General features: G+C 59.4%; 1 protein-coding gene and 1 pseudogene. Both read right to left on the reverse strand.

Annotation, left to right across the window (positions count from 1 at the left end; translation table 11 throughout):
- Positions 1 to 351, reverse strand: a pseudogene (locus EN750_RS26235) (hypothetical protein); the annotation flags it as partial.
- Between the two features lie 150 nt (positions 352 to 501).
- Positions 502 to 2814, reverse strand: a complete 2313-nt coding sequence (locus tag EN750_RS26240) for an EAL domain-containing protein (RefSeq protein WP_127398317.1) — start codon at positions 2812 to 2814, stop codon at positions 502 to 504.
- Positions 2815 to 3083: the final 269 nt, after the last annotated feature.

Below are 3083 nucleotides of genomic sequence, written 5' to 3' on the forward strand. Positions count from 1 at the left end.
GCCGTAGACAGTTGTAGACGGCGATTGTGGCGTGGCCCGGCAGGCATGATGAATGCGCACCGTGGAGACCAGGATGCCGTCAATATAGACGCCGAACTTGGAACAATTTTCAGCTTCGTCGAGCTCGTCGTGCACAATATGTTCCGGGTTTTCCGACACCATATCATTCAAGCGATAGGATTTGTAGCGTAACCTATAGATGTCTTCGAGATCCTCCCCCTTGTCGCAGCGGCGATATTCCGTCCGCTCAAGCATCGCTGAAACATTGCGGGCGAAACTCGACATGCTGTCGGGCGAATTTTCTTCACCCCCGCCCGCCACATGGCCAAGCGCTTCCAACTGCACATCCATACTCAAACCCTCGTAAGTTTCCGCCGCAGTTCAACCTACGACGGGACCCTGAGATGTAAAAGATGAAAATGGAGCACACGTCGTTTACCGATCATTAACGTTAACGATCCGTAAATTTTTATGAAAAGGCGACACTCTTCCCGGCACCGGTCAGCGGCGTGCGGCTCTCTTGGCTGAATTGATGTCCTTGGCAAAGGGCCATACCGTGTTCGACATGGTCTCGATGCCGGAAGCGCTGAGCGCCGAACCGAACAGGAACCCCTGGACAAGGTCGGGCTTGACCTGCAGCGCCAGTATCTTGAGCTGCTCGAAGGTCTCTACACCCTCGACGGTGACCGAAAGCCCCAGCGGCCGCGATAGGTTGACGATACCCTTGAGCAGCTCGAGCGAACGGGGGTTCTGGGTGACGTCCATCAGGAACGAGCGGTCGATCTTGATCTTGTCGAGCGGCAGTTTGTGCAGATAGCTCAGGCTCGAATAGCCGGTGCCGAAATCGTCGAGCGCGATGCGTACGCCGATCTGCTTCAGCTCCTCGATATACTGGCGCGTCAGCGACTTGTCGTCGAGCAGCGCCGTTTCGGTGACCTCGATCTCGAGCCGGGAGGCGGCGAGGCCGGAGCCGGCCAACGCATCGCGAACCTTCTGGATGACGTCGCGGTTGCGGAAATCCTTGGCCGAGAGATTGACCGAGACGCTGGTCTGGTCCGGCCATTTGGCGCATTCGGCGCAGGCTGCCTGCAGCACGAAGGTGCTGATCTCGGAAATGATGCCCATTTCCTCAGCCAAAGGAATGAAGATGCTGGGCGAGATCGGCCCGAGATCGGGATGATCCCACCGGCACAACGCCTCGCAGCTGGCGATACGCATGGTGCTCATCGCCACGATCGGCTGATAGACCACCCTCAAGCCCTTGCTTTCCACGGCTGTACGCAGGTCCGCCTTCATCAGCTGACGGTTGCGGAAGGCGGCATCCATCGAGGCTTCAAACAGCCGCCAGCTGTTCTTGCCGAGCTCCTTGGCCTTGTAGAGCGCCAGGTCCGCCTTGACGATCATGGCGTCGACATCGGTATCCTTGACCCGTGACAGCACCGCGCCGCCGCTGGCCTGAATGCGCAGCCCGTGACCGGCGACGTCGACTTCCCCTTGCAGGCCGGCGAAAATCTCGTCGAGCTGGCTGGTCAGATGGCTCTCATCCTCGACGCGGTCGAAGAAGATCATGAACTCGTCGCCACCGAAACGGCTGACCGTGATATCTTGACTGGCAATGGCGGCAAGCCGCTCGGCAACGGCATAGATCAAGCCATCGCCGATCGGATGGCCAAGCGTGTCGTTGACGCTCTTGAAATCGTCGAGGTCGAGCACCGCAAGGCCGCAGAGACGATCGCGATCGCCTGATACCATGGCCTCGCCCACCAGTTCATGGAAATAGGCGCGGTTGGGCAGGCCGGTGAGGTTGTCGTAACGTGCCATGAAGCGGATCTTGTCTTCCGCCTCGACACGGGCGGTGACGTCCTCGAAGGTGATGACGCCCAGTTCCTGGCTGCCTTCGCGAGCCGAGAACTCGTAATGCTGGCCGTTGGCGAGGGAAACCAGCACCTTGCGGTCGCGGCCCTCGCGCAGGGCACGCGTCAGCTGGGCCTCGATGTAGCGGCAATCCTTGGGCGCCAGCATGCCGCCGGCGACACCGCGCATCAACAGACCATGGATCGACCGGCCGAGCAGCGCGTCGGGCGACTTGAGCGACATCAGATGCGCCGCCTCGGCATTGGCCACCGCGACGCGGCCGTCCGGGCCGAGCATGACAAGGCCGTGCGACATGGTGTTGAGCGCTCGGTTGAAGCGCTGGGCGATGCGATTGGCCTTTTTTTCCTCGGACAGGGCGGCGAAAAGCACCTCGCGGACCAGATCGGCGAAGCGCTTGATGGCAAAAAGAAATGGCGCCGAAAGCAGGCCGAGAATGAAGTGATAGGGATCGCCCCGCAGGATGAAGCCCAGCGAGATCGGCCAAGTCATGGTCATAATGAAGATCACGACCATCCTGGGCGAACCATAGTTGCGGCCAGCAATAGACGTGGCGGAGGCAAGCGTCACGCAGACGGCAGCTATTTCCGCGAATGGGTCATAGGCAAGATAGATGCCGACAAAGCAGAAGGCACCAAGCATGAAGCCATGCATCGAGCCGTACAGTATGTAGTCGTTCTCGCGGCGACGCGCCTCTTCCCAATTTTGAGGCGAAGGAGCGTGACGATATTTCCTGATGTTGCGAAGACGAAGGAAGGCGACGGCCAGCAGTCCGAGTGTGACCGCGAGATAGGCCGGATCCATGGTTTTCCAGTAAACCAGCACGACCAGCAGGGTTTGGGCAAAGAATCCTATCGAAAGCGTCAACCCGTCGCGAAACAAGGTTTCCACGAACGGAATGTAGACGTCGACCGGGATCTCGTTCTTCTTTATCAGATTCAACGCCTGAATCCCAACCCTGGGGAGCCAAGCAGTGCCACATCCGCCTTAAGAAAGATTTAGAGAGGCCCCGCCGCTCCTGCCGTCAAGCCGGGTGACGCAACGGAAAGCAAGGAAACTGTCGTTCAGGTAAACAAGGCGTATCGATCATTCCGCGGCCTGAAGTTTCGGCCGCGCCGGCGTACTCGATAGGCGTTTGAGCAGCCTTTGGCGTTCGCTCGAGGCCTTGTCGGCGCTGGCTCGACGGACGTGACCATAGCCGCGAATGAGGG

Source organism: Mesorhizobium sp. M7A.F.Ca.ET.027.03.2.1, from assembly GCF_003999175.1.
In the GTDB taxonomy this organism is placed as follows: domain Bacteria; phylum Pseudomonadota; class Alphaproteobacteria; order Rhizobiales; family Rhizobiaceae; genus Mesorhizobium.